20 protein-coding genes are annotated in these 23,835 nt (G+C 70.7%); 14 read left to right on the top strand and 6 right to left on the bottom strand.

What is annotated here, in order from left to right; translation table 11 throughout:
• Positions 1–80: 80 nt before the first annotated feature.
• The 4 genes from OIE40_RS01715 (at position 81) to OIE40_RS01730 (ending at position 8,794) form a co-directional block, all read left to right on the top strand.
• The gene (locus OIE40_RS01715) at positions 81–1,409 is read left to right on the top strand and encodes an MFS transporter (protein ID WP_264699337.1); all 1,329 of its coding nucleotides are present in this window, start codon (positions 81–83) and stop codon (positions 1,407–1,409) included.
• A 199-nt stretch (positions 1,410–1,608) separates the two neighbouring features.
• Positions 1,609–3,681, top strand: a complete 2,073-nt coding sequence (gene tkt / locus OIE40_RS01720) for a transketolase (protein ID WP_264699339.1) — start codon at positions 1,609–1,611, stop codon at positions 3,679–3,681.
• A 270-nt stretch (positions 3,682–3,951) separates the two neighbouring features.
• The gene (locus tag OIE40_RS01725) at positions 3,952–6,141 is read left to right on the top strand and encodes an ABC transporter ATP-binding protein (RefSeq protein WP_264699341.1); all 2,190 of its coding nucleotides are present in this window, start codon (positions 3,952–3,954) and stop codon (positions 6,139–6,141) included.
• 250 nt (positions 6,142–6,391) lie between these two features.
• Positions 6,392–8,794 carry a peptidoglycan-binding protein gene (locus OIE40_RS01730; protein ID WP_264699343.1) on the top strand — a complete coding sequence of 801 codons (2,403 nt, stop codon included), beginning with the start codon at positions 6,392–6,394 and terminating at the stop codon, positions 8,792–8,794.
• Positions 8,795–8,833: 39 nt separating this feature from the next.
• On the opposite strand, the gene OIE40_RS01735 is transcribed toward OIE40_RS01730, so the two are convergent.
• Positions 8,834–9,496 carry a lipoprotein LpqH gene (locus OIE40_RS01735; protein WP_264699345.1) on the bottom strand — a complete coding sequence of 221 codons (663 nt, stop codon included), beginning with the start codon at positions 9,494–9,496 and terminating at the stop codon, positions 8,834–8,836.
• Positions 9,497–9,598: 102 nt separating this feature from the next.
• Between OIE40_RS01735 and sppA the strand changes: the two genes are divergently transcribed.
• Positions 9,599–11,329: a signal peptide peptidase SppA gene (gene sppA / locus OIE40_RS01740; RefSeq protein WP_264699347.1), complete on the top strand. Its 1,731-nt coding sequence runs from the start codon at positions 9,599–9,601 to the stop codon at positions 11,327–11,329.
• A gap of 65 nt (positions 11,330–11,394) precedes the next feature.
• The gene (locus tag OIE40_RS01745; protein WP_264699350.1) at positions 11,395–13,098 is read left to right on the top strand and encodes a VanW family protein; all 1,704 of its coding nucleotides are present in this window, start codon (positions 11,395–11,397) and stop codon (positions 13,096–13,098) included.
• A gap of 145 nt (positions 13,099–13,243) precedes the next feature.
• Here OIE40_RS01745 and OIE40_RS01750 read toward each other — a convergent pair whose 3' ends face one another.
• Entirely contained in the window at positions 13,244–14,113 is an 870-nt protein-coding gene (locus OIE40_RS01750; protein WP_264699352.1) for a bifunctional 5,10-methylenetetrahydrofolate dehydrogenase/5,10-methenyltetrahydrofolate cyclohydrolase, read from the bottom strand.
• A gap of 352 nt (positions 14,114–14,465) precedes the next feature.
• Between OIE40_RS01750 and OIE40_RS01755 the strand changes: the two genes are divergently transcribed.
• On the top strand, positions 14,466–14,780 hold the full coding sequence (locus tag OIE40_RS01755; RefSeq protein WP_264700654.1) for an FAD-binding protein: 315 nt from the start codon (positions 14,466–14,468) through the stop codon (positions 14,778–14,780).
• A gap of 10 nt (positions 14,781–14,790) precedes the next feature.
• Here the strand turns inward: OIE40_RS01755 and OIE40_RS01760 are convergent, their stop codons facing one another.
• Positions 14,791–15,285, bottom strand: a complete 495-nt coding sequence (locus OIE40_RS01760; RefSeq protein WP_264699354.1) for a hypothetical protein — start codon at positions 15,283–15,285, stop codon at positions 14,791–14,793.
• A gap of 76 nt (positions 15,286–15,361) precedes the next feature.
• Here OIE40_RS01760 and fdxA point away from each other — a divergent pair, with 76 nt between their 5' ends.
• Positions 15,362–15,682 (top strand): ferredoxin, encoded by a 321-nt coding sequence (gene fdxA / locus OIE40_RS01765; protein WP_264699356.1) that lies wholly within the window; start codon positions 15,362–15,364, stop codon positions 15,680–15,682.
• Complete coding sequence (gene dapC, locus OIE40_RS01770) at positions 15,679–16,776, top strand: succinyldiaminopimelate transaminase (RefSeq protein WP_264699357.1); 1,098 nt, start codon at positions 15,679–15,681, stop codon at positions 16,774–16,776. Before fdxA ends, dapC begins: the two co-directional genes overlap by 4 nt.
• A gap of 322 nt (positions 16,777–17,098) precedes the next feature.
• On the opposite strand, the gene OIE40_RS16885 is transcribed toward dapC, so the two are convergent.
• Positions 17,099–17,941, bottom strand: coding sequence for a hypothetical protein (locus tag OIE40_RS16885; RefSeq protein WP_319805187.1), 843 nt, complete (start codon positions 17,939–17,941; stop codon positions 17,099–17,101).
• On the bottom strand, positions 17,941–18,870 hold the full coding sequence (gene dapD / locus OIE40_RS01780) for a 2,3,4,5-tetrahydropyridine-2,6-dicarboxylate N-succinyltransferase (protein WP_264699359.1): 930 nt from the start codon (positions 18,868–18,870) through the stop codon (positions 17,941–17,943). The genes OIE40_RS16885 and dapD overlap by 1 nt, the downstream gene beginning before the upstream one ends.
• A 58-nt stretch (positions 18,871–18,928) precedes the next feature.
• Between dapD and dapE the strand changes: the two genes are divergently transcribed.
• The 5 genes from dapE (at position 18,929) to OIE40_RS01805 (ending at position 22,540) form a co-directional block, all read left to right on the top strand.
• Complete coding sequence (gene dapE, locus OIE40_RS01785) at positions 18,929–19,984, top strand: succinyl-diaminopimelate desuccinylase (RefSeq protein WP_264699361.1); 1,056 nt, start codon at positions 18,929–18,931, stop codon at positions 19,982–19,984.
• 255 nt (positions 19,985–20,239) lie between these two features.
• Positions 20,240–21,103 (top strand): LCP family protein, encoded by an 864-nt coding sequence (locus OIE40_RS01790; RefSeq protein WP_264699362.1) that lies wholly within the window; start codon positions 20,240–20,242, stop codon positions 21,101–21,103.
• Between the two features lie 33 nt (positions 21,104–21,136).
• Positions 21,137–21,877 (top strand): LOG family protein, encoded by a 741-nt coding sequence (locus OIE40_RS01795; RefSeq protein WP_264699363.1) that lies wholly within the window; start codon positions 21,137–21,139, stop codon positions 21,875–21,877.
• A gap of 12 nt (positions 21,878–21,889) precedes the next feature.
• On the top strand, positions 21,890–22,363 hold the full coding sequence (locus OIE40_RS01800) for a DivIVA domain-containing protein (RefSeq protein WP_264699364.1): 474 nt from the start codon (positions 21,890–21,892) through the stop codon (positions 22,361–22,363).
• A gap of 3 nt (positions 22,364–22,366) precedes the next feature.
• Complete coding sequence (locus OIE40_RS01805) at positions 22,367–22,540, top strand: DUF3117 domain-containing protein (protein ID WP_264699365.1); 174 nt, start codon at positions 22,367–22,369, stop codon at positions 22,538–22,540.
• Between the two features lie 73 nt (positions 22,541–22,613).
• Here OIE40_RS01805 and glgA read toward each other — a convergent pair whose 3' ends face one another.
• On the bottom strand, positions 22,614–23,795 hold the full coding sequence (gene glgA, locus OIE40_RS01810; RefSeq protein WP_264700656.1) for a glycogen synthase: 1,182 nt from the start codon (positions 23,793–23,795) through the stop codon (positions 22,614–22,616).
• Positions 23,796–23,835 lie beyond the last annotated feature (40 nt).

A 23,835-nucleotide genomic window follows, 5' to 3' on the forward strand; every position in this document is an offset into this window, starting at 1 on the left:
TCCGCGGAGGGCCGGGACTGGTGGGGCCGGTGCCCGACTCCGTAGACTGACGCCGTTTTTATTGGCAAGGAGGACCAATAATGGCCGAAGCCGGCACTGAGACCTCGCTGACCCGCTCCGAACGCCTGGACCGCCTGCCGTTCACCCGTCGGCACGGCCGGCTGCTGGTGGGTTCCGGACTGGGCTGGGCCCTGGACGCCATGGACGTCGGCCTCATCTCGTTCGTGATGGCGGCCCTGGCGTCGCAGTGGAAACTGGACTCGACGACGCTGTCGTGGATCGGCTCGATCGGCTTCGTCGGCATGGCGATCGGGGCCTCGCTGGGCGGACTGCTCGCCGACCGGATCGGCCGCCGGCAGGTCTTCGCCCTGACCCTGCTGGTCTACGGCATCGCCACCGGGGCGTCCGCGCTGGTCACCTCGGTCGCGATGCTGATCGTGCTGCGGTTCATCGTCGGCCTCGGCCTTGGCGCCGAGTTGCCGGTGGCGTCCACCCTGGTCAGCGAGTACGCGCCGAAGGCGATCCGTGGCCGGGTGGTGGTCGCGCTCGAGGCCTTCTGGGCGGTCGGCTGGATCATGGCCGCACTGCTGGGCTACCTGCTGGTGCCGGCCTCGGAGAACGGCTGGCGGTGGGCGCTGGCGGTCGGCATCATCCCCACCGTCTACGCCGCCGTGATCCGCTGGACGCTGCCAGAGTCCGTCCGCTTCTTCGAATCGAAGGGTCGCACCGAGCAGGCCGAGGCGGCCGTGCGCAGCTTCGAGGAGTCCGCCGGCGTCGCCGCCGTGCCCAGTCCGGACGCCCCGGCCGCCGCCGCCGCGCCCACCGACTCGATCTGGTCGCCGGCCTACCGGGTGCGCACGGCCGCATTGTGGGCGGTCTGGTTCTGCATCAACCTGTCCTACTACGGGGCGTTCATCTGGATCCCCACCCTGTTGGTGCAACGTGGCTTCCCGCTGGTGAAGTCGTTCGAGTTCACCCTGATCATCACGCTGGCCCAGCTGCCCGGCTACGCCGTCGCCGCCTGGCTGATCGAGAAGTGGGGACGCCGCATCACCCTGGCCGGCTTCCTGGCCGGGTCGGCGCTGGCCGCCGCGGGATTCGGCTTCGCCACCACCGAGGCGTCGATCATCGCCACCGGTTGCGCGCTGTCGTTCTTCAACCTGGGCGCATGGGGCGCGCTGTACGCGGTCGGGCCCGAGTTGTATCCCACCGGGGTGCGCGGCAAGGGCACCGGCGCCGCGGCCGCATTCGGCCGGATCGCGTCCATGCTGGCCCCGCTGAGCGTGCCGCTGCTGGTGGGGGCCGGCGGCCTGGCGCTCACCTTCGGGGTCTTCGGGCTCGCCTTCCTGATCGCGGCCGGGGCGGCCCTGCTGCTGCCCGAGCAGGCCGGACGCGCCCTGGAGAGCTGATCGACCGCACCGTGCAGAATCCACTCGCGCCCGGCGGGGTCAGGGGGCCCGGGGAGGCCACCGGGACGTCCTCACAATCCACGCATAATGCGAGACTTCCTCACCCGTCTCCCCAACTTCTGTACCCACGCAATAGTGTGGGGCCTGTTCGTCAACGCCCGTCCACGCAGCGACGCGTGACATTCGAGAGGAAGTCTCCATGAGCAATCTGACCTGGACCGAGCAGGACGCCAAGGCGGTCGACATTGCCCGCGTACTGGCCGCCGACGCGGTGGAGAAGGTCGGCAACGGTCACCCCGGCACCGCCGTCTCGCTGGCGCCGGTCGCCTACCTGCTCTACTCCAAGCTGATGAAGACCGACCCGGCCGACCCGCGCTGGCTGGGCCGAGACCGCTTCGTCATGTCGGCCGGCCACTCCTCGCTCACCCAGTACTGCCAGCTGTACCTCAACGGCTTCGGGCTCGAACTGTCCGACATCGAGAGCCTGCGCACCTGGGACTCGCTCACCCCCGGGCACCCCGAGTTCGGTCTGACCAAGGGCATCGAGTGCACCACCGGCCCGCTGGGCGCCGGTGTCGCCAACTCGGTCGGGTTCGCGATGAGCGCCCGCCGCTCCCGCGAGCTGTACGACCCGGCCGCCACCCCGGGCGAGTCCGTGTTCGACCACAACGTGTACTGCATCGCCGGTGACGGCTGCATGCAGGAGGGCGTCTCGGGCGAGGCGTCCTCGCTGGCCGCGACGCTCGAACTCGGCAACCTGTTCCTGATCTACGACGACAACCGGATCTCGATCGAGGGCGACACCAAGATCGCCTTCTCCGAGGACGTCCAGGCCCGCTACGACGCCTACGGCTGGGACACCTACCACGTCGACTTCACCAACGGGTTCACCACCTACGAAGAGAAGGTGGCCGAGCTGTACGACGTGCTCGAGAAGGCGAAGTCGGTCACCGACAAGCCGCACTTCATCAAGGTGACCACGATCATCGGCTGGCCGCTGCCGAACAAGGCGGGCGACCACAGCGTCCACGGCTCGAAGCTGGGCGCCGACGAGATCACCGCGCTGAAGAAGGAGCTGGGCTTCCCCGACACGCCGTTCGACATCGACACCTCGGTGGTCGAGTGGACGCGAGCCAACGCCGCCGAGCGCGCCAAAGAGCTGCGCGCCGAGTGGGAGCCGCGTTACGAAGCGTGGCGCTCCGCCAACGCCGAGCGGGCCGAACTCCTCGACCGGGTGCTGGCCCGGGACGTCCCCGACGACCTGGACGCCGCCCTGCCGGTCTTCGAGGCCGGCAAGGCGCTGGCGACGCGGGCGGCGTCCGGCAAGGTGCTGTCGGCGCTGGCCGACGTGGTGCCCGAGCTGTGGGGCGGTTCGGCCGATCTCGCCGGCTCGAACAACACCACGATGTCCGGGGTCAACTCGTTCATCCCGGCCGAGCGCAGCAGCCACGACTTCACCGGCGCACCCGGCGGCCGGACGCTGCACTTCGGCATCCGTGAGCATGCGATGGGCAACATCGTCAACGGCATCACGATGGACGGCCTCTCCCGGGTCTACGGCGGCACCTTCCTGGTGTTCTCCGACTACATGCGCACCACCCCGCGACTGGCGGCCCTGTCCCACGTGCCCTCGATCTTCGTCTGGACCCACGACTCGATCGGTGTCGGCGAGGACGGCCCCACCCATCAGCCGATCGAGCACGTGATGAGCCTGCGGCTGATGCCGAACATCGACGTGGTCCGGCCCGGGGACGCCAACGAGACCGCGCACGCCTGGGCGCAGATCCTGCGGACCAAGAACCACCCGGCGGCGTTGGCGCTGTCGCGGCAGAACCTGCCCGTGTTCGACCGGTCCGAGGGTTCCGGTTTCGCGAGCGCCGACAACACCAAGTTCGGCGGCTACGTGCTGAAGGAGGCGTCCGCCGAGCCGAAGGTGATCGTGGCCGGCACCGGCTCCGAACTGCAGGTGGCGGTCGCCGCCGCCGAGCAGCTCGAGTCCGAGGGCATCCCCGCCAGGGTCGTGTCACTGCCCTGCGTGGAATGGTTCCACGCCCAGGACGCCGACTACCAGGAGCAGGTGCTGCCCGCCGACGTCCCCAAGGTGGTCATCGAGGCCGGCGTCCCGGTGGGCTGGAAGGACCTGATCGGCGCCAACACCGAGGCGATCGGCATCGACCACTTCGGTGCCTCCGCCGACGGCGCCCTGCTGTTCGAGAAGTTCGGCATCACCGCCGAGGCGGCGGTCGCCAAGGCCAAGGCGCTGATCGGCTGACGCCCTGCCGGGTCGTCCCGTGACGGCCCCGTACCGCTCGCCAACCACCGAGGGCTCGCCAAGCTTGGCGAGCCCTGGGTGTGTCACCGCCTCTTCCAAGCCGCCCCACTGGCGGGAGCGGGTCGACCGATCTCGACATCGGCGTCCTATGGAGGCAAACCGGCCCGATGGTGTGTGGTAACCCACCATCGGTGCCCGCAACCCGCCACCCGGTACCCATCTCGACATCGCTTGCACCGATGGCCACCGGCCCCTGTGCCACGATGCAGCATGGTCACCGACACCCCCGCCGCGCCCATCGTCGGTACCCCCGACCAGCCGATGCTGCGCCGCATCGCCGGACTGCTGGCCCCGTACAAGGGTTGGCTGATCCTGGTCGCGGTCACCGTCGTCACCTCGGCCGCCTTGAGCGCGGTCGCACCGTTCCTGACCCGGGCGGTGTTCGACGAAGCCCTGTTCCCGATCGACGCCGCCGGCGGCATCGGCACGCCGAACCTGTCCCTGCTGTATTGGCTGGTGGGCGGGCTGATCGCGATTCCGCTGGTCAGCGCCCTGATCGGCGTCGGCCAGACCTACCTGACCAACCGGATCGGCAACGCCGCGATGGCGGACCTGCGGGTCGCGCTGTTCCGGCACCTGGAGAAGATGGAGCTGGCCTTCTTCACCTCGACCAAGACCGGCGACATCCAGTCCCGGCTGGCCAACGACGTCGGCGGCGTCCGCAACGTGCTCACCTCGACCGCCACCTCGATCCTGTCCAACGTCGTGACGGTGATCGCGGCGTTCGTCTCGATGGTGCTGCTCAGCTGGCAGCTGACGATCATCTCGCTGGTGCTGATGCCGGTCTTCATGGTCATCCAGACCCGGGTCGGCGCCCGTCGCAAGCGGCTGCAGAAGCGCAGCCAGGAGTCCCTGGCCGACATGACCGCCATCACCGAGGAGTCGCTCGGCGTCTCGGGCGTGCTGCTGGCGAAGGTGTTCAACCGCTCCGACATCGAGATCGAGCGTTACCGCCGCGCCAACGCCCGGCAGACCAGGTTGCAGCTCAAGCAGGCGATGACCGGTCAGACGTTCTTCTCGATGGTGTCGACCTTCTTCGGTCTCACCCCGGCGGTGGTGTACCTGGTGGCCGGGCTGCTGATCAACGGCGGCACCATGACCGGTGGGCAGGCACTGACCGCCGGCACGATCATCGCCTACACCACCCTGCAGGCCCGGCTGCAGCAGCCGCTGGTGTCGCTGATGCGGGTGACGATGGACGTGCAGACGTCCTTCGCGCTGTTTGCGCGGCTGTTCGAGTACCTCGACCTCGTGCCCGCCATCACCGATCGGCCGGACGCCCTCGCCGTCCCCAAGCAGCAGGTGCGGGGTGCGGTCGAGTTCGATGACGTGTGGTTCCGCTACCCGCAGCCCCGCGAACTCGGCGCCTCCGCGGCCGCCGACCGACCCCAGGGCGACCAGGCGGGCGCGGGTGAGCGGCGCCGGCCGCGCTCCAGTCGCTTCGGCCGCGACTACCGGGCGCTCGAGGTGCCCGCCGTCGCGGCCATCACCGACAGCGCGGGGGCGCGGATCGTCCCCTACGACGAGGCGCCCGGTTTCGCGCCGGCCGTGGCGGTGGTCGAATCGGCCCAGCTCGGACGCCGCTTCGCCGAGCATCCCGACGGCGTCGAGCCCGGCGAGGACCGCTGGGCGCTGGCCGGGGTGTCGTTGCAGGTCCGGCCCGGCCAGCTGGCGGCGATCGTCGGGCCGTCCGGCTCGGGCAAGACCACGCTCACCTACCTGATCCCGCGACTGCACGAGGTCAGTGCCGGGGCGGTCCGGATCGACGGCCGCGACGTGCGTGACCACACCCTCGATTCGCTGGCGGACGCCGTGGGCATGGTCACCCAGGAGCCGTACCTGTTCCACGGCACCATCACCGAGAACCTGCGCTACGCACGCGTGGACGCCAGCGACGCCGACATCGTCGAAGCGTGCCGCGCGGCCAACATCCACGACCGGATCATGTCCTTCGCCGACGGCTACGAGACGATCACCGGTGAGCGCGGGTTCCGGCTCTCCGGTGGCGAGAAGCAGCGGCTGGCGATCGCCCGGGTGCTGATCAAGGACCCGCGCATCCTGATCCTGGACGAGGCCACGTCCGCCCTCGACACCGCCACCGAGCGGCTGGTGCAGCAGGCCCTTGAGCGGGCGATGGCCGACCGGACCACGTTCGCGATCGCTCACCGGCTGTCCACCATCATGAGCGCCGACGTGATCTTCGGCATCGCCGACGGACGTCTGGTCGAGCAGGGCACGCACGCCGAGCTGCTGGCCCGCGGCGGGCTGTACGCCAGGCTCTACGAGGAGCAGTTCGGCGCCGGCACGGTCGAGGCCCGGTTCGACGACGCGGTGTCGTTCACCGATGGCAGCCGGCTGGTGCACCATCCCGGACCACCCAAGGCGGACATGCCGGTGTGATCCACCATCGGCGTGTCGTCCCGTTTCGGTCGGACGCCGCGGCTACAGTTCGCGCCGACAAACTCTCGACCATCCCTGAATGACCGGTTGAGAGATGCATGCATCAAAACACCTAGTCAGGGCAATTTGCTGAATCGAGGCTGAGAACGAACTCTCAACCTCGTTGCCCGCATTGCGCGCGGCTCGATAGCTAACTGGTGTGCGCACCCCCCAAAAAGCATTGTCCCTTGTCGTCTGCCTGATCCTGACGATGGGTTTGGCGCTGGTCGATCAGCCCGGCACGACTGCCAAGACCATCAGCTCCGACACCCGCAAGGAGTTCATCGCCAGCGTCGTGAAGGCCGCCCAGGAGACGCAGCGCAGCTACGGCATCCCGGCCTCGGTGTCCATCGCCCAGGCGATCGCGAACACCACCTGGGGGACGACGACGCCGGCACGCACGGCGTCCAACTACTTCAAGACCCAGTGCAGTTCGTCGATGACCGCCACTCAGTTCGCCGCGCTGGCCGACGCCCAGGTCGGCAAGCCGTACGTGCTCGGTGCCGAGGCGGCGATCACCACCGTCGATCCGTCGCGGTTCGACTGCTCGGAACTGGTGCAGTGGCTGTTCGGCCGCTCCGGCAATCCGATCACCGACCTGGCCGCCGCTCAGTACGACGTCACCAAGAAGGTGTCCGGTTCGCCCAAGGTCGGCGACCTGGTGTTCCTGCGCAACAACCCGGCCCGGGCCAACGGCATCGGGCACGTCGCGGTCGTGACCAAGAAGCTCTCCAACGGTGACTGGCGCATCATCGAGGCCCGGGGACGCGCGTCCGGGGTCGTCCGCACCACCCTCAGCTACTGGAGCACCCGCAGCTACTACGCCGGCCTGCGTCGCTACCCGTCGTTCATCCTGGCCGGCAAGGACGGGGTCACCTCGTCCGCGGCAAGCGTCTATCAGGCCGGCTGCATCACCGTCGGCGGAACCAAGTACGCCAAGTACTCCTCCATCGCCGCCTCATTCAACGCCCACGCCGTGGCCGTCACCCAGGATTCCGGCTACGCCGCGGCCCGGGCGGCCGCCGGAAACGTCGCCGCCTACGTCGATGCGATCGCCAAGGTGGAGTATCCGAAGACCGCCGCCGACTACGCCGCGAAACTCAACCGGCTGATCCGCGACTACGACCTTCGCGACTACGACGTCGTCGCCTTCCCGCTGGTGCTGCTGTCGGGGGACACCGGGGCCCAGGTGAAGGCCACCCAGTACCTGCTCGGGGCGGCCGGCTACACGGTGCCGATCACCGGCAGCTACGACAAGGCGACCGTGGCCGCGGTGAAGAAGTACCAGAAGGCCAAGGGGCTCGAGGTCGACGGCCAGGCGGGGCCCATCACGCTCAGCTCCCTGACCAAGGCCTTGACCAAGGGCGACACCGGCACCCGGGTCAGCGCCCTGCACACCCTGCTCGCCGCCAACGGCTACTCCGCGACGGGCAGCACATATGGCGCCTCCACCGCAGCGGCGCTGAAGGAGTTCCAGGAAACGGCCGACCGGCCCGTCACCGGCACCGCCGACAAGGCGACCTGGGCGGCGCTGTACATGACGCTGCGCAGCTCGGCGCCCACCATCAAGGGCACTGTCGAGGTGGGCCACAAGCTCACCGCCACGGCCGGCAGTTGGGGGCCGGGTTCGGTCACCCTGCGGTACCAGTGGTACCGCAACGGATCCAGGATCGGCGGGGCCACCGCGAGCAGCTACTCGGTGACCATCGCCGACGCCGGAAGCAAGCTCAGCGTCCGGGTGACGGGCAGCAAGCTGCGCTACACCACGACCGCGCGCACCTCGAAGCAGACCGCGACGGTGCCGCTGCTGAAGCTGACCAAGTCGCCAACGCCGACGCTGTCGGGCAAGGCCGCGATCGGCCACACGCTCACCGCTACGGCCGGCACCTGGGCGCCGTCGCCGGTCACCGTCCGGTACCAGTGGTACCGGGGCTCCACCGCCATCTCGGGCGCCACCGGTCGCAGCTACACCCTCACCCGCGCCGACGGCGGCTCGGCGATCAAGGTTGCCGTGACCGGAACCAAGGCCGGCTACGCCTCGATCACCAGGTCGTCGGCGGCCACCGCCACCGTGCCGAGGTTGATCACCACCGCGACCCCGACCGTCTCGGGCACGGTCAAGGTCGGGCAGACCCTGACCGCGGTGCCGGGCGCGTGGTCGCCCTCGTCGGTGACGCTGGGGTACCAGTGGTACCGCGACGGGTCCGCGATCTCGGGCGCCACCGCACGCACCTACACGCTGACCCGCGACGACCTGGACGCCACCATCAAGGTCCGCGTGCGCGCGACGAAGTCCGGGTACGTGACGGCGGCGGCAACTTCGAAGTCGACCGCGAAGGTGGCGCCGGGAACGCTCAAGCCGGTCACCCCCACGGTCAAGGGCACCCGGAAGGCCGGCCACACGCTGACCGCGGTCGCCGGCGACTGGGGACCCGGCGCGGTGCGGCTGTACTACCAGTGGTACCGGGGGAGCTCGAAGCTGGGCGGGTCGACGTCCGCCAGCTACAAGCTGACCAGCAAGGACAGGGGCCGCAGGATCACGGTCAAGGTCACCGGCCGCAAGCTGGGCTACGAGGCGACGACCCGGCAGGCCACGGTCACGATCGCCGGCTGAGGCCGCCGGCGCGGGTGCTGGGCCGGCCGGCGGAGCCGGTCACCAGGTGCTGGCCGCGCAGGTGACCACCAACGTGACCGGCATCGTGCCGCTCGCGTGGCCGTCCTCCACGTTGGCCAGCTTGCCCTTCACGCTGTACCGGTCGCCGGCCACGGTCAGCTTCGCCGAGGTGCCGGACGCCGGCGCGGCGGCGTCGTAGGTCAATGTGCGGCTGATCGATTCCGAATCCTCGCCCAGGTCGATGTGCAGGCTCTTCACCGCGTCACGATCGCCGGCCAGCGCGAGGGTGACGTCGACGGTGCCGAAGAAGTCGTTGGCGTGGTCGGCGACGGTGACCGTGGGGGTGCCCTGCTGGGTCCGGCACGAGCCGCTCAGCTTCCGGCTGGCGGTCAGGAACAGTTTCAGCGAACCGGTCGCCTTCACGCCGCCCGCCGTCGGCTGCGTCGTCGCGGAGGAGCTGCGCGTCGCGCTTTCGGTCGGGGTCGCGCTGCTGCTGGGCGCGGCGGTACCCGACGGGCCGGCCGTGGGCGAACCGCTCCCGCCGGCGGACGGCTCGGCCGACCCGCTGGCGGTGGGGGTGGGGCCGGCGGTCGCGGTCGAGCCGGGTGCGGTGGTGGAGCCGGGCGGGGTGGTGCCGCAGCCGGCCAGGAGCAGGCCGAGCGCCACCGCCAGCGCGGGCAACCGGATCGTGCGAGGAGTCACCCCACCATGCTGGCCGCACCTGGCCGTGGCATCCCGGCGACGCGCGGGCCGTGGCCGAACCCGGGGGGCGCGTCGCGAGCGGCGCCGCCTAGGCTGGAGGTCATGGATCCTCTCGGCAAGCTGTCCGCCCTGCTGCGCACCACCACGGTCGGCGAACAGGTCATCCTGGAACTCGACCTCGACTACTCGGTGCTGAGCGCCGCCCCGGCCAACCCGCTGGAGGCGTTGCGGCTGATCAACGCGCCCACCATGCGGGTGCTGCGCGACGGGCTGGCGGCGGCGGCGTCCGACGACGCGGTGCTGGGCCTGATCGTGCACATCGGCACCTGCCCGGTCACCGCCGCCCAGGCCGTCGAGCTCGCCGACCTGCTCGCCGGCTTCGGCGAGCACAAGCCGGTGTGGGCCTACACCGAGTCGTTCGGCGAGTTCCGCACCGGGCTGCTGCCGTACCTGCTCGCCGCGCACACCGACAAGGTCTGGCTCCAGGAGTCCGGAGAACTGGGGCTGGGTGGCGTCCGGGCCCAGATCACCCTGCTGCGCGGCACCCTGGACAAGGTCGGGCTCGAGCCGCAGTTCGGGCAGCGCAAGGAGTACAAGACCGCCGCCGACACCTATGCCGCGCACGAGATCAGCCACGCCAACGCCGAGATGATGCAGCAGATCGCCAACTCGATCACGCACTGGGCGGTCGACCTGATCGCCCAGCGCCGCGGCCGGACCGCCGACCAGGTGTGGGAGGCGGTGGACGCCGGGGTGCTCACCCCGTCCGAAGCGCTCGAGCGCGGGCTGATCGATGCGGTCGGGTACCGCGACGAGGTGTACGCGCAGGCCCGCCGCGAGTGGGCCGGCGACAGCGCCGGGCTGCGCTACGTGCACCGCCATCACCGCGCTTCGGCGGCGAAGGAACTGATCCGCGCCCGGCTGAAGCCCGCCGTGGCCGTGGTCGAGGTGCGCGGCGGGATCGTGTCGGGCCGTCCGCAACGGCAGCCCGGCGGGCAGCCGACGGCCACCTCGGAGGTCGTCTGCCAGCACCTGCGCGCCGCGGCGTCCGACGAGCAGGTCAAGGCGGTGGTGCTGCGGGTCGACTCGCCGGGCGGCTCCTACATCGCCTCGGACGCCATCCGCCGCGAGGTGCTGAGGCTGCGCGAGTCGGGCCGGCCGGTGGTGGCCTGCATGGGTGACGTGGCGGCGTCCGGCGGCTACTACGTGTCGATGCCCGCCGACGAGATCGTCGCGCAGCCGACCACGCTGACCGGCTCGATCGGGGTACTGGCGGGCAAGTTCGTCACCACCGAGCTGAAGGAGAAGATCGGTCTGGTGATGAGCGACGTCACCTCGGGCGCCTGGGCGTCGTTCATGTCGCCGAACAGCCGGTTCACCGACGAGCAGTGGGCTGCGCTCGACCGGCGCCTCGACGGTATCTACGCCGACTTCACCGGCAAGGCGGCGGCCGACCGCGGCAAGCCGCTGGACGAGTTGGAGCCGCTGGCCCACGGTCGGGTCTGGACGGGGGTCGATGCCCGCGAGCGCGGCCTGGTCGACCACCTGGGCGGCATGGGTCTGGCGATCGAGCGGGCCTGTGCACTGGCCGAAGTGCTGCGCGACGAGGTCGCCGTCCGGCCGGTGTCGATGCTGGGCTTCCTGCGGCAGTTCCGCCCCGCCGAGTCGTCGGAGTCGGTCGGTGCGGTCACCCTGGCGCCGGCCCGCCTCGACCTCGACGGGCTGATCGGCGCGGTCGCCGCCCGGCTGGGACTGGCCGCCACCGGCGTGCTCAGCCTGCCCTTCGGCATCCGGGTGGACGCCGGCCAAGGGGTCCTTGACGCGCTCGCGTAGCATGACGGCATCGACTGACCCCGACCGAGGTGACGAAGCCTGTGAGCGAGCCACGCCGAGCCACGATGAGTGCGACCCGAAAGCTGCTGCTCTCGGTGGGCGGCGGGGTGTTCCTGCTGGCGGTCGGCGGCTACGTCGCGGGCTATGCGCTGGCCGGCGACAACACCCCGCGCAACGCGTCCGTCGCCGGCGTGCCGATCGGCGGCCTCACCAGCGACGCGGCCACGGCCACGCTGCAGGCCCAGCTGGGTGAGCGGCTGACCAGGCCGCTGGTCGTCACCGCGGGCGAGACGAGCGTGACCACCACGGCCGCCGAGCTCGGGCTGGGCTTCGACTACGCGGCGAGTGTGGCCGAGGCCGGGGCCGGCCGCAGCTGGAACCCGGTGCACATTCTCACCGTGCTCACCGGCGGCGGGGACCGGCGACCCGTCGTCACCCGCGACGACAGCGTGCTGTCCGCGGCGGTCGCCGCGCTGGCCGAGAAAGCCGACACCGAACCGACCGATGCCGCCCTGACCGTGCAGGTGAAGAAGGTCACGGTGGTGCGCAGTGAGGCAGAGCCGGGCGTCACCGTGCGGCAGCCCGAGACCGCCGATGCCTTGGCCGCCGGGTTCGTCGACGCCGACCGGATCGCCGCGTCCACCACGCTGGCCGATCCCGAGGTCACCACCGCCGAGGCCGACGAGGTGCTGGCGGGCGTCGGCAGGCCGGCGCTGGCGTCCCCGATCACGATCGCCACCGGTGACTCGGGCTCGATCGAACTCACCCCGGCCATGATCGCCGCCGCGCTGAGCTTCCAGCCCGCCAACGGCACGCTGGCGGCCGAACTGGACGCCGCGAAGCTCACCAAGGCCGCCGCGAAGGAGATCAAGGGGCTCGGCCTGAAGAAGCCCCGCGACGCCGACATCACCATCGCCGACGGAAAACCCAGGATCGTCCCGTCCGTGGACGGGATCGGCATCGAGCCCGACGACCTCGCAGCGGCGGCATTGGGCGTCCTGCAGAAGTCGTCCGGGCGCAGCGCCAAGGTGGAGGCGACGGTGCGGAAGGCGTCGTTCACCACCGAGGACGCCAAGAAGCTGGGGGTGAAGGAGATCACCGGGAAGTTCACCACCTACTACCCGGGCAGCGCCTACCGGGTGAACAACATCGGCAAGGCCGCCCGGCTGGTGAACGGGACCTTCCTCAAGCCGGGCGAGACGTTCAGCATGAACGCCACCCTGGGCAAGCGGACGGCCGCGGCCGGCTGGATGGCGGGCGGCGGCATCGAGGGCGGCAAGATCAAGACGCTGCTGGGCGGCGGCATCTCGCAGGCCACCACGACCACCTTCAACGCGATCTTCTTCGCCGGTCTCGAGGACATCTACCACAAGCCGCACTCGCTGTACTTCAGCCGCTACCCGGTCGGACGCGAGGCGACCCTGGACTGGGACAGCGTCGACATGAAGTTCCGCAACAACTCGCCCTACGGCGTGGTGCTGCAGGCCTGGACGACCGGCAAGGTGGGCACGACCGGCTCGGTCACGGTTCGGGTGTGGTCGACCAAGTGGTACACGGTCAAGGCGTCCGATCCGGTGCGCAGCAACTACCGCTCTCCCGGCCCGACCCAGTACGACACCTCGCCGGGCTGCGTGCCGCAGAGCGCGATGAGCGGCTTCGACGTCAGCTACAAGCGGTTGTTCTACCGCAAGGGCGAACTCGTGAAGAGCGAGCCCTTCCGCTGGAGCTACAACACCCTCACCCCGGTGGTCTGCGGACCGAAGCCCTGACCGCCCCGGCTCGACCGTCTTGCCCGGGGTCTCTGGGGTGGGTGGTTCGTCATCCCAGGCCTGCCCCGAGATCTGGTGTGGTTTCGCCATCCCGGGCTTGCCCCGGGATCTCTGAAACGCGGGGGATGCCAGACCGACGGAGGCGTCAGACCTGTACGTTGCGCGCCCGCCGCTCGGCCGCCTCGACCGCGTTGCGGAAGAGCATCGCGATCGTGGTCGGCCCGACCCCGCCGATGCGTGGGGTGATCCACCCCGCGACCTCGTTGCAGGCCTCGTCGACGTCGGGCAGCAGCCTGCGTCCCTCGTAGCGGACGCCGCCGCCGACGACCACCCGGCCGGGGGTGATGTGCTCGGGCCGCAGGATGCCGGGCACCCCGGCGGCGGCGATCACGATATCGGCCGCTCGGGTGTAGTCGGGCCAGTTCGGGACACCCGTGTGCACGACGGTGACCGCCGCGTTGCCGCCGGGTCGCTTCAGCGACAGCAGCATCGACAGCGGCCGGCCGAGGGTGAAGCCTCGGCCCAGGATGGCCACGTTCCGGCCGGCGACCTCGATGCCGTAGTGTTGCAGCAGCGCCTCGATGCCCGCGGGCGTGCACGGCAGCGGTCCCTCCATGCCGAGCGCCAGCCGGCCCATGTTCATCGGGTGGGCGCCGTCGACGTCCTTGTCGGGATCGAGTTCGGCCAGTGCCGCCTCGTAGTCGAGGTGGCCGGGGATCGGGTGCTGGATGAGCACGCCGTCGACGGTGTCGTCGGTGTTGAAGTCGCGGATGGCGGCGACCAGGTCGGACTGCGTGGCCTGCTGGGGTAGTTGGACGTGGCGTCCGCCAAACCCGAGTTCTGCGGCCCGCTCCTGCTTCATCCTGATGTAGCCGGCGGACGCCGAGTCGTCACCGACCAGGATGGTGCCAAGCCCCGGGTTGCGACCGCCGGCCCGCAAGGCCGCGATGCGCGGCTCCAGGTCGGCGAAAACGGCATCGGCAACGGGCTTGCCCGGCATCATCACTGCGGTCACGGTGCCTCAGCCTAGCGATCCGTGCCGATGCGGGATCCCGGCGTTCGCCGGGTTGACGACGGCTCGGGCATCCCGGACCCGCCCCCGGGATCCCGCGCGAGACACCGGCAAGCCGACCCAGCGGCATTCCTCGGTCGTGGATATACCGATTTTCGACCTCGATGCCCCGAATGGGCGATGTAAGCGTTTACATCACCATCGACGTCGAAAATCGGTATATCGGCATTGGCTGAAATCCGGACGGCACGGCCTGGCGGAGGTTCGGGGGCGGAACAGCCTAACAGTGTTTCGCCACCATGGCCGTGGCTCGAATCCCGGCGTCCGCCGCGCTGACGGGGAGCTCAGTTGACCCATCGACGCCGACTTCCACCGCGGCGACAGCGCCTACGACCGCTACTACGGCGACCCGACCGTCACCCCGAACCCCAACCTGCTGCCGCTGTCCGGCGCGCTGTACGCGGTCAAGGTGGTGCTGTCCGACCTCGACGCCTGCGGCGGGCTGCTCGCCGACGGCGACGCCCGGGTGCTGCGCCCCGACGGGTCGGCGATCGAGGGGCTGTACGCCATCGGCAACAGTGCCGCGAACGCCTTCGGCGACAGCTATCCCGGGGCCGGTGCCACCATCGGCCAGGGGTTGGTGTTCGGCGTGATCGCCGCCCGTCGCTGAGTCGCCGACCTCAACGCCGGCCGGACGCCCGCAGCTGCACGCTGCGGGCGTTCTGCCGTCCGGCCCACCAGGCCAGCGCGACCAGCAGGTCGGGGTCGGTGACGTCGGTGGAGAGCCATTCGCCCTCCACCCGGGCGGTGTGGACGCCGTCGCTCCAGCTGCCCCGTTGCGTGAACACCGCCGCGGGCGGCGTCCGGCCCGCCACCACGTCGCTCAGCCGCATCCGCCGCGGCTCGAGTGCGGCGTCCAGCCCGGCGCGGCGGGCCAGCTCGTCGAGCAGGTCGCGAGCGGCGGCGTCCGGATTGCGGCCGAGCGGGACGCCGACCCGGCGCACCGCCACGACGCCGCCCGCCGGCACCGTGTGCAGCCGGCCATGGCGGTCCTCGATGCGCAGCGGATCGAGCCCGGTGACGAAACCGATCAGATCGCCGGCCGGCCCGGCCAGCCGCAGGCTCAACCGCTCACCGACCGCCGCGGGAGGTCGCAGCCGGCCCAGCGCGTCCAATGGTCACCCCCGCGGTGGTTCTCGTGCCGCACGGTAGAGTGTCGGACGATTCGGTATTGGCTCGGAGAGGATCGAGATGACGTACATCATCACGCAGCCCTGCGTCGACATCAAAGACCTGGCTTGCGTGGAGGAATGTCCCGTGGACTGCATCTACGAGGGCAACCGGATGCTGTACATCCAGCCCGACGAGTGCGTCGACTGTGGAGCCTGCGAGCCGGTCTGCCCGGTCGAGGCGATCTACTACGAGGACGACGTCCCCGCCGACCAGAAGGCCTTCTACGACGTCAACGTGCAGTTCTTCGACACCGTCGGCTCGCCCGGCGGCGCCGCTCGGCAGGGCCCGATCGACGCCGACCACCCCTACGTGGCCGGCCTGCCCCCGCAGGGCGAGTGAGGGTTCGCAGCCGCGACCTGCCGGACTTCCCGTGGGACTCGCTGGCGGGCGCCAAGGCGCGCGCGCTGGCGCATCCCGACGGCATCGTCGACCTGTCGGTCGGCACCCCGGTCGACCCGACCCCCGAACTCGGTAGGCGGGCGCTGATCGAAGCGGCGAACGCCCCCGGCTACCCGACCGTGTGGGGGACGTCGACGCTTCGCTCGTCGATCCGGCGCTACCTGGCCACCCGCTGGGACGCCGTGCCGGTCGCCGACGAGGGTGTGCTGCCGGTGATCGGCACCAAGGAGCTGGTCGCTGCGTTGCCGCACCTGCTCGGCCTGGGACCCGACGACATCGTCGTCATCCCGCGCGTCGCCTACCCGACGTACGAGGTGGGCGGACGCCTGGCCGGCGCCCGCGTCGTGGCCTGCGACGACCCGGACGAGATCGAGGCGCTGTCCCCGGCGCTGGTCTGGATCAACTCGCCGGCCAATCCGCACGGCGAGATCCTGTCCCGGCAGCGGCTGGCGGGCTGGGTCAACTACTGCCGGGCGCGCGGCTCGGTGCTGGCCTCGGACGAGTGCTACGGCGAGTTCGGCTGGGAGGCCGAGCCGGTCTCGGTGCTGCACCGCAGCGTCAACGGGGGAGCGCTGGAGGGTTTGCTGGCCGTCCATTCGCTCTCCAAGCGATCGAACCTGGCCGGCTACCGGGCCGGTTTCGTGGCCGGCGAGGCCGAGATGGTCAGCGACCTGCGCGAGTTGCGCAAGCATGCCGGGGGCATCGTGCCCGCGCCCGTTCAGGCCGCGATGGCGGCACTGCTGGACGACCAGTCGCACGTGGTCGAGCAGCGCGGACGCTACCTGGCCCGTCGTGCGGTGCTACGGCCCGCGCTCGAGGCCGCCGGCTTCCGCGTCGAGCACTCCGAGGGATCGCTCTACCTGTGGTGCACCCGGGACGAGGACGGCCGGGCCAGCGTCGACTGGCTGGCCGACCGAGGCATCCTGGTGGCGCCCGGCGACTTCTACGGTGCGGCGTCCGCACGCCACGTCCGGGTGGCGCTCACCGCGACCGATGAGCGCATCGCGTCCGGCGCGGCCCGGCTCGCCCGCTGAACCGTTCCGGCTGGTCCCGCTGAACCGCTCGGGCTGGTCCTGCTGAACCGTTCCGGCTGGTCCCGCGCGGCGACCGTCACGTCCGCCCGTCGAGGACGCAGCCCGTCGCGTCAGCGTGCCTGGTTCGTGCGTGCTTCGGGTTCGTCCGGGGTTGGGCGTTCTCATCAACGGTGGCTACTTCGCCTTCGGTGTCTGCTTTCCTGTTGCAACGCGAGAACAGTCGGCGTAGGTGAGAACAGTCGGCGTTGTAGAGAACGACCCACCCTCCGTAACGCACCCTCCCGGACACTCCACGCCAGGACCCCACGCCCAGCCGCAGCTCCTAGTCCCGCAGCGCGATCGTCACGATCCGTCCGCCACCGATGGACGTCCACGGCGCCAGCCTGCCCGGGTCGTGCACCCAGTCGGCGGCACCGACGCTGACCCGCGAGACGCCGAAGTCGCCGGTGTGGGCGAGCGCGAGGTTGGCCACCGCCCAGGCCGTCGCCTCGTTGGACGCCTCGGCGACGACGCCGTCCCCGGTCACCTTCGTGCTCACCAGGCCTCGGTAGGACTTCTTCACCAGCGCGGCCAGGCCTCCGGCGTCCGCGGCCTTCGGTGACTCGACGGTGCAGCTGAAAGCGGCCGGCGTCTCGCCGGTCAGGGCGCTGGCCAGCACCCGGGCCTTGCTGACGTGCTTGCGGTAGGCCTCGGGGTGGGCCGAGCGTTGCACCTTCTGCGCGACGTCGTTGATGTCGCCGGTGCGCCAGCCCTTCACCTTCACCAGCGCCTCGTAGAACTTCCCGGCCGAGTAGTACGGGTCCATGATCTGCTTGACCGTGCCCCAGCCCTGGCTGGGCCGCTGCTGGAACAACCCGACCGAGTCGGCGTGGCCGTAGTCGAGGTTGCGGATCCCCGACTCCTGGTAGGCGGTGGCCAGGGCGATGCTGACGGCCCGCGGGGGCAGCCCGCGCCGGGCCGCGACCGAAGCGATCAGGGTCGCGTTGACGGCTTGTTCGGGGATGAGCGTCACCGTGCCGTCGCCGACCTGGGCGCGGCACTGGTCGTCCAACGGCAGCGGCTGCCGGGTGACACCGGACCAGACCACAGCCGCGGCCCAGACCAGGCCACCCAGCACCGCCACCACAGCCAGGACGAGGGCGATCCGCCCCCAGTTGGGACGCATCAGTTCGCGTGCAGCGCGGCGTTCAGTTCGAAAGAGCCACCCGTCGTGGGCCGCACCTGGACGGCGCCGGTCACCGAGTTGCGCAGGTACAGCAGGCCCGAGCGCCCGGACAGTTCGACCGCCTTGACCACCGAGCCGTCGGGCAGGGTCACCTTGGTGCCGGCCGTCACGTAGAGGCCCGCCTCGATCGTGCAGTCGTCGCCCAGCGAGATGCCGAGGCCCGATTCGGCGCCGAGCAGGCAGCGTTCGCCGATGGTCACCTGTTCCTTGCCGCCACCGGACAGGGTGCCCATGATCGAGGCTCCGCCGCCGATGTCGCTGCCGTCGCCGACCACCACCCCGGCCGAGATCCGGCCCTCCACCATCGAGGTGCCGAGGGTGCCGGCGTTGTAGTTGACGAAGCCTTCGTGCATCACCGTCGTGCCGGACGCCAGGTGCGCGCCCAGCCGGACGCGGTCGGCGTCCGCCACCCGCACCCCCGAGGGCACCACGTAGTCGACCATCCTCGGGAACTTGTCGACCCCGAAGACGGTGACGTGCCCGCGGCTCACCTTGAGCGCGATCCGGACCTGTTCGAAGCCCTCCACGGCGCACGGGCCGGCCGACGTCCACACCACGTTCGGCAGGACGCCGAAGATGCCGTCGAGGTTCACCTCGCGGGGGCGCACCAGGCGATGGCTCAGCAGGTGTAGCCGCAGGTAGGCGTCCGAGGTCTTCGCGGGCGGCTCGTCCAGCTCGATCTCGACCTGCACCGCCTCGGTCCGGACGCCCCGCAGGTCGTCCTCGAACTGGGCTGCGACGAGGGGCTTGGGCGGGGTGTCGGCGGACGCCGGGCCGAGTTGCGGGTCGGGGAACCAGGTGTCCAGCACCTGTCCGGAGGCATGAATGCTGGCCAGGCCCCAGCCCCAGGCTGAGCGGGTGTCGGTCATGCCGCCAGCCTACCGGCCGGCTCCGGACCCTCCCGGGGGCAGGCGCTAGGTTGAATCCATGAAGCTGGACCCCCGCGGCGACCTGGTCACGCTGCTCACCGACATCGTCGACATCGAGTCGGTCAGTGGCAACGAGCGCGAACTGGCGGACGCCGTCGAGGCGGCCCTGGCCCCGCTGCCGCATCTGGCGGTGCTGCGCGACGGCGACACGGTCGTCGCCCGGACCGACCTGGGTCGCGCCGAGCGGGTGGTGATCGCCGGTCACCTCGACACCGTTCCCGTTGCGGGCAACCTGCCCGCCCGGATCAGCGACGGGCTGGTGTACGGGCGGGGGAGTTGCGACATGAAGGGCGGGGTCGCGGTGATGCTGGCGGTCGCGACCCAGCTGACCGCTCCCAACCGCGACCTCACCTGGATCTTCTACGACCACGAGGAGGTCGAGTCGGCGGCGAACTCGCTGACCCGGATCGCCGCACAACGGCCCGACCTGTTGGCGGGCGACTTCGCGGTGCTGATGGAGCCGTCGAACGCCCGGGTCGAGGGCGGCTGCCAGGGCACCCTGCGGTTCACCGTCACCACCACCGGCACCGCCGCCCACTCGGCCCGGTCCTGGAAGGGACACAACGCCATCCACGACATCGGCCCGGTGCTGGACCGGCTGCGCGATCACGTCGCCGAGCAGCCGGTGGTCGACGGGCTGCGTTTCCACGAGGGTCTCAACGCGGTCGCCATCAGCGGCGGCATCGCCGGCAACGTGATCCCCGACCGGGCCACCGTCACGATCAACTACCGCTTCGCCCCGCACCGCAGCGTCGAGCAGGCCAAGGCCTACGTCCGCGAGGTGCTGGCCGGCTTCGACCTCGAGGTGACCGACGCCGCCGCAGGCGCCCGGCCGGGACTCGACCGCCCGGCGGCCGCCGCCTTCGTCGAGGCGGTCGGCGGTGAGCCCTCCGCCAAGTTCGGCTGGACCGACGTCGCGCGCTTCTCCGCGCTCGGCGTCCCGGCGGTCAACTTCGGGCCGGGCAATCCCGAGAAGGCGCATGCCGACGACGAGTTCTGCCCGGTGGCGGACCTGTTCCGCTGCCGCGACGCGTTGCTGCGCTGGCTCGGCTGACCCCCGGCAGCGTGCGGTCGGCCCAGCGCGACAGCACACCCGAGCGGGCCGGTGGGCGTCGTGGGAGACCCGGCCGTGTACGCTTGCGTCGCCGCCGGTCCTTCGGGAGGGGACCGGGGCGACCTTGAGCCGACCCGGGGGGATCGGATTAGCGAGTTCCTGACCTATTCCGGCGCGCGGCCGCATCGGCCCCGCCTCCGGAGGTACCGGCGTGCGGGCGCGGGGTTGCTCGCCGTACTGCTGGCTGTTGCCATTGTGGCGGTCGCGGCTGTCGGATCGCTGTGGCTGGCCGTGGCCGGCATCCGCCGCGACCCGTCGCTGCTGCCGGGGCGCACCGACCCGGTGGCCCGGGCCGGGGTGGACGGCGCCCTGAACCTGATGCTGATCGGCACCGACGCGTCGTCGTCCGGTGCCGCCGAGGTGCTGCTGATGGTGCACGTGGACGCCGACCGCGACCAGGTGCACGTGCTGTCGGTGCCGCGCGAACTGCTGGTGCCGTTGAGCGGCGGCGGGCAGGAGCCGATCGGTGCAGCGTTCGCACGGGTCGGATCGGCCGGTGTGGTGACCGCGCTGGAGGACCTGCTGCAGGTCCGGGTCGACCATGTGGCGGTCACCAGGCTGGAGGCGATGGCGCGGCTGATCGACCTGCTCGACGGAATCACCGTGAACAACCCGCTCGCCTCGAGCGCCGACGGGCACGTGTTCACCCGCGGCCCGATCATCCTGCACGGCCAGGAGGCGCTCGCGTTCGTCCGGCAGGGCGACGGCCGGCCCGGCGACCTCGACCGGGCCGAGTCGCAGCGTCTGGTGCTGCAGGGCATCGTGGAACGCCTGCTGACCAGCAAGGCACTGCTCAACCCGGGCACCGTCAAGGCGGTGCTGAACCAACTGGCCGGCGACCTCGTCGTCGACTCGGGGCTCGACACCGCCGCGATGGTCCGGTTGTTCATCGACCTGCGGGTGAGCGTCAGCCACCGCGCGTTGCGCACCATCGAACTGCCCACCGCCGGCCGCGGCACCACGGCGTCCGGGGCGCCCTATCTGCGGCCGGACGCCGAGCGCATCCGGCGGCTCGGCGATGCGCTGACCACCGACCGGCTGGACGGCTGGGTGCGCTGAACCGGCGCCCGGCGTCCCACTAGTCTGAACGACGTGAGCAAGCGCACGCGCACCCAGGGCCCGGTCATCCGCCGCCAGGGACAGGTTCAGGCCACCACCACCGACCAGCGGCTGCTCGCCGGCCGCGGCGACGCGGGCTGGGTGCACACCGACCCGTGGCGGATCATGCGCATCCAGGCCGAGTTCGTTGAGGGCTTCGGCACGCTGGCCGAACTGGGCCCCGCCATCGGCGTCTTCGGCTCGGCCCGGACGCCGAAGAACAGCCCGGTCTGGCAGGCCGGGGTCGAGATCGGCCGCGGGCTGGCCGAGGCGGGCTTCGCTGCGATCACCGGCGGCGGGCCCGGCATCATGGAGGCGGTCAACAAGGGGGCCGCGCAGGCCGGCGGGGTGTCGGTCGGGCTCGGCATCGAACTGCCCTTCGAGCAGTCGCTCAACAAGCACGTGACGCTCGGCATCAACTTCCGCTACTTCTTCGCCCGCAAGGTGATGTTCCTGAAGTACTCCAAAGGCTTCGTGGTGATGCCGGGCGGGTTCGGCACCTTCGACGAGCTGTTCGAGGCCCTGACCCTGGTGCAGACCCGCAAGGTGACCTCGTTCCCGATCGTGCTCTACGGCACCAGCTTCTGGGGGCCGCTGCTCGACTGGGTGCGCGACCAGGTGCTGGGCGGTGGCTACGTCTCCGAGGTCGATCTCGACCTCGTCACCGTCACCGACAATGTCGAGGACGTGATCCGCGCGGTGACCGCGCCACGGCCCGCCGGCAGCGGGACGTGAGAGGATCGCCGCATGCAGTGGGTGTTGTGGATGATCGCCGTCGGCGTGCTGGGGTTGGCCGCCGTGGCGGCGTCCGGACGACTGGGTGAGCTGCCGGGGACGGTGACCGACACCCCGCGTCCGCACATACCGACCGGACCGATCGCGGGCGACGACCTGCGGGGGCTGCGGTTCGCGGTGGTGCCGCGCGGATACTCGATGGATCAGGTGGACGAGCTGCTGGACCGGCTGGCCAGGCAACTCGACCGCCACCGCACGCCGGGGGCCCCTCGCATCCAGGTCGTCGAACACCCCGCCGACGGCCCGGCGGACGGTCCCATCGAGGAGGAGGGGAGCGGGTGGGCCGCCGAGGCGTCCGGACCGACGGAGGGCTCGCCCGTCGATCCCCCCGACCCGGCCGCACAGGGCGACGACAGGAGCTCCGGGCACGGGACACAGCCGTCTGGAATAATGGACGACGGAAGTCCCCAACCAGAACGAGGGTGAGCAATGGCAGCAATGAAGCCGCGGACCGGCGACGGGCCGATCGAGGTGGCCAAGGAAGGGCGCGTGATCGCCATGCGGATCCCTGCCGAGGGCGGCGGCCGCCTGGTCATCGAAATGAATGCGGCCGAGGCGGCAGAGCTTCATCAGGCCCTGAACGGCATCGTCAATCCCGCCTGAACGCGGTCGCCGACAACACACACACGACGAGGCCCCCGGTGTGAACCGGGGGCCTTTGTGCTTCCGGGGCCGGTCAGCCGTGCGCGGCGATCGCCCGCTCGTACACGTCGACGGTCTCCTGGGCGATCTTCTCCCAGCTGAACTCGTCGATGCAGCGCTGCCGGCCGGCCAGGCCCATCTGGCGTGCCCGGTCGCGGTCGCGGGTGAGGCTGTTGACCCGCTCGGCGAACGTCGCCTCGAAGTTCTCGATGAACGCCGGATCGCCGGCCTGTTCGGGGTCGTAGGGCACCAGCAGCCCGGTCTCGCCGTCGACCACCACCTCGGGAATGCCGCCGACGGCCGATGCGACCACGGGGGTCTCGCAGGCCATCGCCTCCAGGTTGACGATGCCCAACGGTTCGTAGATCGACGGGCAGGCGAACAGCGTCGAATGGGTCAGCACCTGTCGCACCGAGGCGCGGGGCAGCATCTCCTGCACCCACTTCACGCCGCTGCGGGACTTGTCCAGTTCGGCGAAGGCGGCATTGAACTCGGCCGCGATCTCCGGGGTGTCCGGCGCGCCGGCCAGCAGCAGCACCTGGGTGTCGGGGTCGAACTGCTGGGCGGCCCGGACGAGGTGGATCAGCCCCTTCTGCCGGGTGATCCGGCCGACGAAGGTGACGATCGGCCGGTCACGGTCGACGCCGAGGGAGTCGATCACATCGGTGTTGGTGTCGGGTTTGAACTCTTCGGGGTCGATCCCGTTCTTCACCACGTGGATCTTGTCGTCGTCGACGAACGGGTAGGCGTTCTTGATGTTCGCGATCATCGCCGCCGACACCGCGATGATGGCGTCCGCCTCGGCGTAGGCGGTCTTCTCGATCCACGAACTGACCCGGTAGCCGCCGCCCAGCTGCTCGACCTTCCAGGGCCGGTCGGGCTCCAGCGAGTGGGCGGTGACCACGGTAGGGACGTCCTGGAACCTGCCGGCCACGATGCCGGCGAACTGGGCGTACCAGGTGTGGGAGTGGATGACGTCGACCTCTGGGATCGCCGCCGCCATCGACATATCGGCGCCCAGGGTGCGCAGCGCGGCGTTGGCTCCCGGCGGGTAGTCCTCGGGGTGCGCCGTCGCTCCCTCGCGCGGCTCGCCCATGCACTGCACGTCGACCAGGTCGCAGAACTTGCGCAGCTGCGGAACCAGCTGACCGACGTGGACGCCGGCGCCGCCGTAGATGTGCGGAGGGTACTCACGGGTGAGGATGGATACACGCAATGCCATGCACGGATCGTGGCACACCGCGGCGGGCCTGGGG

Origin of the sequence: Micropruina sonneratiae (assembly GCF_025972045.1) — a bacterium.
GTDB classification, from domain to species: domain Bacteria; phylum Actinomycetota; class Actinomycetes; order Propionibacteriales; family Propionibacteriaceae; genus Micropruina; species Micropruina sonneratiae.